6 protein-coding genes are annotated in these 7,211 nt (G+C 65.8%); 1 reads left to right on the top strand and 5 read right to left on the bottom strand.

The window, feature by feature from the left end:
- Window positions 1-820 (top strand): pyridoxal-phosphate dependent enzyme (locus VGH54_RS26720; RefSeq protein ID WP_331515147.1); only part of this gene is annotated, 820 nt, incomplete at its 5' end.
- 22 nt (window positions 821-842) lie between these two features.
- Here the strand turns inward: VGH54_RS26720 and VGH54_RS26715 are convergent.
- The 5 genes from VGH54_RS26715 to glgX all read right to left on the bottom strand — a co-directional run.
- Window positions 843-1,076 carry a ribosomal protein L7/L12 gene (locus VGH54_RS26715; protein WP_331515146.1) on the bottom strand — a complete coding sequence of 78 codons (234 nt, stop codon included), beginning with the start codon at window positions 1,074-1,076 and terminating at the stop codon, window positions 843-845.
- A gap of 26 nt (window positions 1,077-1,102) precedes the next feature.
- Window positions 1,103-1,528 carry a hypothetical protein gene (locus tag VGH54_RS26710; protein WP_331515145.1) on the bottom strand — a complete coding sequence of 142 codons (426 nt, stop codon included), beginning with the start codon at window positions 1,526-1,528 and terminating at the stop codon, window positions 1,103-1,105.
- Window positions 1,529-1,564: 36 nt separating this feature from the next.
- A complete protein-coding gene (gene treZ, locus VGH54_RS26705) occupies window positions 1,565-3,295 on the bottom strand; it encodes a malto-oligosyltrehalose trehalohydrolase (protein WP_331515144.1) in 1,731 nt (576 codons plus the stop codon).
- The gene (treY, locus tag VGH54_RS26700) at window positions 3,288-5,585 is read right to left on the bottom strand and encodes a malto-oligosyltrehalose synthase (RefSeq protein WP_331515143.1); all 2,298 of its coding nucleotides are present in this window, start codon (window positions 5,583-5,585) and stop codon (window positions 3,288-3,290) included. The genes treZ and treY overlap by 8 nt, the downstream gene beginning before the upstream one ends.
- A gap of 3 nt (window positions 5,586-5,588) precedes the next feature.
- Window positions 5,589-7,211 (bottom strand): glycogen debranching protein GlgX (gene glgX, locus VGH54_RS26695; RefSeq protein ID WP_331515142.1); only part of this gene is annotated, 1,623 nt, incomplete at its 5' end.

The raw sequence follows: 7,211 nt of genomic DNA, 5'->3' as shown, positions 1-7,211 counted from the left end.
AGCGACGCTGGTGCCACCGTTCGACGACCCGCGCACCATGGCCGGCCAGGGCACGATCGCCGTCGAAATACTGAGCCAGCTCGACGGCGAGCCGGACTTGGTGGTGGTTCCCGTCGGGGGTGGCGGGTGCATCGCCGGCATTACCACCTACCTCGCCGAGCGAACCAGCAAAACCTCCGTGCTCGGTATCGAGCCCGCCGGCGCGGCCGCGATGATGGCCGCGCTGGCCAACGGCGGTCCGGTGACCCTTGACCACGTCGACCAGTTCGTCGACGGCGCCGCGGTGAGCCGCGCCGGCCGGCTGACCTACGCCGCCCTGGCCGCTGCGGGCAACATGGTGTCGATCACCACTGTCGACGAGGGCGCGGTGTGCACTGCGATGCTCGACCTGTACCAAAACGAGGGGATCATCGCCGAGCCGGCGGGTGCGCTCGCGGTGACGGGCTTACTGGAAGCCGACATCGAGCCGGGTTCCACGGTGGTGTGCTTGGTATCCGGTGGCAACAACGACGTGTCGCGGTACGGCGAAATACTCGAGCGCTCGCTGGTCCACCTCGGGCTCAAGCACTACTTCCTGGTCGACTTCCCACAAGAGCCCGGCGCGCTGCGCCGCTTCCTGGACGGGGTGCTCGGTCCGAATGACGACATCACGCTGTTCGAGTACGTCAAGCGCAACAACCGGGAGACCGGTGAGGCTCTGGTCGGTATCGAGTTGGGCTCGGCCGCCGGCCTGGACGGCCTGTTGGAACGCATGCGGGCCACTGAGATGCAGATCGAGGCGATCGAGCCAGGCTCGGCGGCCTACCGCTATCTGCTGTAGGCGCACCAGGTTCGGGCGCCGCTCACAGTATCGCTTCGACGGCCTTCTTCGCCTCGGCCAACCCGGCGCCGGTGATGCTGCGGTACTCCTTGATCGCGGCGATCATGTTGCCCGCGCGGGCAAGCGACACCACGGCGGACGGCATCCCGGAGGTACTGGCCTGCGCGAAGGGCACGTAGCTGTCGGGGAACAGCGCCTGGAGTTGCGTTTCGATGTAATCGAGACGGGCTCTGGCGCCGTAGTCGATTTCACTCATCCGCGAAAGCTACCTGATAGGCCTGCTCAGCCCAACAGTGCGACCGATTCGTCGTTGGCGCGGAAGATCGGTTCCAGGGGGACGGCGAATCGCGCGGCCATGTCGGTCAGCGACTTCGACCACACCAGTTCGATGGTCGAGATCGGTCCGCGTCCGGGCCCCGACAGCAGCAAGGCTGCGGTGGTACCCGGCTCCAGGTCGTCGAGCAGCGTCCGCAGTGACGACATCAGGTTCCACACAATCGGACCCCGGGGACGTTGCCGGATCGGTACCCGGCTGATCTTCAGGCCAAAGCAACGGTCCGGCCCGATGAGGCCAAACCACAGTAGCCGTGTCCCAAAACTCAACGGCCCCATGAGCGCTCGCCACCGCTGCCGCAGATCATCGATCGAGTTGACCGGATCGCACGCGGTATGGATGGGCGGGATCGGCAACAGCTCAGAATGGCTCACCCGCGCATCATCGGCGTTCGCCGACGGTGCCGGTAGTCAGTTATCCACAGCGCGCAGGATCACGAACGAGTGTGGCGGCAACACGGTGCTCTCGTCGCCGACGTCGGGGGGATGGGAGCACAGCACGAGTTCGCCGGCGAACGGGACACGCACCGGCCGGGCATCCAGATTGCAGGCCACCGTCAACCGACTGCGGCGCATGGCGATCCATCGGGCGTCTTCGTCATAGTCGACGAGTAGCCGCGGCAGCCACGGATCGGCCAGATCGGTTTCGTTGCGCCGCAGGGCAATCAAGTCCTGATACAGCCGGAGTAGTTTCGCATGCTCGTCGGTGTCGAGCTCGGACCAGTGCAGCTTGGAGCGCTGGAAGGTCTGCGGGTCCTGTGGGTCGGGGATGTCCTCGGCGTCCCACCCGTGATCGGCGAATTCCTTTTTGCGGCCTTCGGCGGTGGCGCGAGCCAGGTCGGGTTCCGGATGGGAGCTGAAGAACTGGAACGGCGTCGACGCTCCCCACTCTTCGCCCATGAAAAGCATGGCCGTGTAGGGCGAACCGAGCACCAGGGCGGCCTTGACGGCCAGCTGGCCATAGGTCAGGTTTTGTGACGGCCGGTCCCCGAGAGCGCGGTTGCCGACCTGGTCGTGCGTACAGGTGTAGGCCAGCAGTCGGGTGGCCGGAATCGTCGCGGTGTCCAACGGACGGCCGTGGCGCCGCTGCCGAAACGACGAGTAGGTGGCCGCGTGGAAGAAGCCTTCGCGCAACGTCTTTGCCAGGGTGGCCAGCGACCCGAAGTCGGCGTAATAGCCCTGACGCTCGCCCGACACCGCGGTGTGGATGGCGTGGTGGATGTCGTCGTCCCACTGCGCGGCCATGCCGAGACCGTGGTCGGCGCGGGCAGTGATCATTCGCGGGTCGTTGAGGTCACTCTCGGCGACCAACGACAGCGGGCGGCCTAATTGTTCGGCCAGCGCCTCGGTTTCGGCGGACAGCTCTTCGAGGATGTGGATCGCGGTGGTGTCGAAGAGCGCATGCACCGCGTCGAGGCGCAGACCGTCGGCGTGGAATTCGCGCATCCAGCGCAGCGCGCAGTCGATGATGTAGCGGCGCACCTCGTCGGATCCGGCGTCGGCGATGTTGATGCCTTCACCCCACGGGTTACTGGCCGACGACAGGTAGGGCCCGAACCGCGGTAGGTAGTTGCCCGACGGGCCGAGGTGATTGAACACCGCGTCGATCAGCACGCCCAGGCCGCGGCGATGGCAGGCGTCGACGAACCGGACCAGCCCGTCGGGTCCGCCGTACGGTTCGTGCACCGCGTACCACAACACGCCGTCGTAGCCCCAGCCGTGGATTCCGGAAAACGCGTTCACCGGCATCACTTCGACGAAGTCGACGCCGAGATTGACCAGATAGTCGAGCTTGTCGATCGCCGCGTCGAAGGTGCCAGCGGGGGTGAACGTGCCGATATGCAGCTCGTAGATCACCGCACCCTGAACCGAACGGCCGGCCCAGTTGCCGTCCGCCCAATCCTGCGGCGTTGGCTCCCACAGCTGCGAGCGGGCGTGCACCCCCTCGGGTTGGCGCGGCGAACGCGGGTCCGGCACCAGCGCCGGGTCGTCGTCGAGCAGATATCCGTAGCGCGCGTTCGGGGGTACGTCGACGGTGGCGCGCCACCAGCCGTCGGCGTCGCGGGACATCGAGAACTCCGCCCCGTCGACATCGAGGCGCACCTGCTCGGGTTTCGGCGCCCACACCGCGAATTCACGCATCGGTGCGCTCCAACAACGCGACCGGTAGCTCGGCGAACAACTCAGCGGCCGGCACCGGTCCCGACAACACTCTGCCGGTCAACGCATCGGTCCACGAACCCGCCGGCACCGCGACAACGGTGTCGCCCCAACCGGTCTCAGCGAGTCGCACCGTCCAACGCGTCGCCGCGGCCAGCACATCAGCACCGCGACGGAACGCCACCACATGGTCGGCAGCGACTCCGGCGGCGAGCACCGGATGGTAGCCGCCCGCTAAGAAGGTTTCCGGCCGGGCGCGCCGCAGCTGCAGGGCCGCGTTGACGATTCGGATTTTTCTGTGCTGCAAAGACTTCAACGCCGCGCGCCGGGTCGCGTAGTCCACGGCGCGACGGTTGTCGGGATCGACCAGACTGTCGTCCCACAGCTCGGTGCCCTGGTAAACGTCGGGGATACCGGGCGCCGTCAGCGCCAACAGTTTCTGACCTAGTGCGTCGCTCTCGGCGTGGGTGTTGAGCTGGTTGACGAGTTCGGTGAGCTGTGCGGCAACCGGTCCGTCGAGGACGGAGTCCACCCAACCATGCACCCCGTCTTCGAACTCAGCGTCGGGATCGTTCCAGGTGGTGTGCAATGCCGCTTCCCGGATCGACTTCTCGGCATAGCCGTGCAGCCGATTCCGTAGTTCATCGGTGACCTCGCCGCTGACTGGCCAGATCCCGAAGATGTTCTGCCACAGAAACAATCCGGTAACGCGGTCGGGGGAGGGAACGATCGTCTCCCAGCGGGCGACGAATTCGGCCCACAACGACGGCACCTGCGACAGCACCCCGATTCGAGCCCGGACGTCTTCACCGCGCTTGGTATCGTGGGTCGTCAGCGCCGTCATCGCGTGCGGCCATAACCGCGCGCGGGTGGCGGCTCTGGCGTGGAATTCCGCTGCGCCGACCCCAAAACGCGCGGGCTCGCCGCCGACTTCGTTGAGCGAGACCAGGCGAGCGTCGCGATAGAACAGGCAATCCTCGACCGACTTCGCGGTGACCGCGCCGCACAACTGCTGCAGTCGGGCATCGGCTTCTCCGCGGCGTGCACAAGCCGCAGCCACGATCTGCAGCGGTTGCTGCAATTCGGTTGTGACAGCCTCGGTTTCGGCCAGCGCGGTCGACAGTGTAGCGGCCAGGCCTTGGTAGTCGAAGCGGTACACGTCGATGTGACCCAGGAGTGCCGCCACGGCGTCGGGGAGCTGCGGATGCTCGGTGCCGGCGGCGGTCACGATGGCGCGACACAGCCGGGCCAGCTCGCTGCCGAGCGTGTCGGTGGCCACGGCCGCTTTGAGGTCGCGCAGCACGTCGGGCGTCGCGGAATAGTCGATGCCCGTCGACTCGTACAGGGCCGTCAGTGCTTCAGCGCCGGTCGGGTCGACGAACAATCCACCGACCTCGCGAAGCGAGTCATAGCCGGTGGTGCCCGCGACCGGCAGCGTCGGCTCCAGCGCCTCGTCGACGGCCAGGATCTTCTCGATGACGATCCACGCCTCCGGCCCGGCCAGTTCCCGCAGCCGGGTCAAATATCGAGCCGGGTCGTACAAGCCGTCCGGATGATCGACGCGCACACCGTCGACCAGTCCCTCGGCGAACCACCGGCCCACTTCGACATGGCTGGCGTCGAACACCGTCTTGTCCTCTTGTCGCAGCCCGGCGAGCGAGGTGATGGAGAAGAACCGCCGGTATCCGACCACGCCGCGTCGCCACCCGACAAGCTGGTAATGCTGGCGGTCGTGCACCTGCGGGCCGGTACCGTTATCGGTGCCGGGTGCTATGGGAAACGCCAGATCGCCGAGGCGCAGCACATCGCCGTCGACAGTCAGGTCGGCAACGTCGTCGTCAGAACCCAACACCGGCAGCACAATCCGGCCATCGCCGAGTTCCCAGTCGATATCGAAGAACGATGCGTACGGCGATGATCGCCCGTGCTGCAACACATCCCACCACCACGGGTTCTGCTCCGGCTTGTCGACCCCGACGTGGTTGGGCACGATGTCGACGATCAAGCCCATGCCGCGAGCGCGCGCCGCGGCCGACAGCCGTGCCAGTCCTTCGGGGCCGCCGAGTTCGGCGGACACCGCCGTGGGGTCGGTGACGTCGTAGCCGTGCCCGGACCCGGTGGCCGGGGTGAGAATCGGCGACAGATACAGATGCGATACCCCGAGATCGTCGAGGTAGTCGAGCAAATTCTCAGCGTCGGTGAAAGTGAAACCGAAGCCGCTCGCGGCACCACGAAGCTGCAACCGGTAGGTAGACAGTACCGGAAAGGCCATGCGTCACTTAGTCTTACGGAATACGAGCAGTGCCCGGCCGGGCAGCGAAACCTCGTCGCCGTCGTGTACGACCAGCTCGATCGACCCGGTGGCGTCGGTGGTGTCCAGGACGGCCGTCCACTCGGTGCCGTAGTCGTCGGGCGGAATGATGAAGTCGACCTCGTGGCCGTGGGCGTTGAAGCACATCAGGAACGAGTCGTCGACGACCCGTTCGCCGCGGGCGTTGGGTTCCGGTATTGCCTCGCCGTTGAGGAACACCGCGATGCTCTTGCCGAATTCACCGCCCCAGTCCTGCGGTTGCATCTCCTTGCCCGCCGGTGTCAGCCACGCGATGTCGCGTACCTCGTCGCCGCTGCGGATTGGCTCGCCGTCGAAGAACCGTCGGCGGCGAAACACCGGGTGGGCCGTACGCAATGCGGTGACCTTGCGGGTGAACTCCAGCACGTCGCTGTTCTTGTCGACCAGAGACCAGTCCATCCACGACACCTCGGAGTCCTGGCAGTAGACGTTGTTGTTGCCGCGTTGGCTGCGTCCGATCTCGTCGCCGTGCGCGATCATCGGCGTGCCCTGGCTCACCATCAAGGTGGCCATGATGTTGCGCATCTGCCGGCCGCGCAGCTCCAGGATTTCCGGGTCATCGGTCGGGCCCTCCACGCCGCAATTCCAGGACCGGTTGTGGCTCTCGCCATCGCGGTTATCCTCGCCGTTGGCCTCGTTGTGTTTCTCGTTGTACGAGACGAGGTCGTTGAGGGTGAATCCGTCGTGAGCGGTGACGAAATTGATGCTGGCGCCGGGCCGGCGGCTGGTTGCCTCATAGAGGTCCGACGACCCGGTCAGCCGGGACGCGAACTCCCCCAGTGTCGCGGGCTCGCCCCGCCAGTAGTCACGCACAGTATCGCGATACTTCCCGTTCCACTCGGTCCACAAACCCGGGAAGTTGCCGACCTGGTAGCCGCCCTCGCCGATGTCCCACGGTTCGGCGATCAGCTTGACCTGGCTGACGATCGGATCCTGTTGCACCAGATCGAAAAAGGCGCTCAGTCGGTCGACATCGTAGAACTCGCGGGCCAGCGTTGAGGCCAGGTCGAAGCGGAAGCCGTCGACGTGCATCTCGGTCACCCAATAGCGCAGCGAGTCCATGATCAGCTGCAGCGTGTGCGGGTTGCGGGCGTTGAGGCTGTTACCGGTGCCGGTGAAATCTTTGTAAAGTCGCAGATCCTCGTCGACCAGCCGGTAGTAGGCGGCGTTGTCGATGCCGCGGAAGTTGATCGTCGGGCCCAGGTGGTTGCCTTCGGCGGTGTGGTTGTAGACCACGTCGAGAATGACCTCGATGTCGGCCTCGTGAAAGCTGCGGACCATCGATTTGAACTCGGCGACGCTGGACCGGCGGCTGGCCGCGTACTGGTTGTGCGGGGCGAAGAATCCAAAGGTGTTGTAGCCCCAGTAATTTCGCAATCCGAGGTCCAGCAGTCGCGCGTCGTGCATGAACTGGTGAACCGGCATCAGTTCGATGGCGGTGACGCTGAGCGACTTGAGGTGATCAATGACCCCCGGGTGGGCCAGCCCGGCGTAAGTGCCCCGAAGCTCCTCGGGGACACCGGGATGGGTCTGCGTCATGCCCTTGAC

This window comes from Mycobacterium sp., assembly GCF_036488105.1.
Taxonomy (GTDB): Bacteria; Actinomycetota; Actinomycetes; order Mycobacteriales; family Mycobacteriaceae; genus Mycobacterium.
The sequence above is the reverse complement of the archived record's forward strand: the minus strand, read 5'-3'. Positions and strand labels throughout refer to the sequence as shown.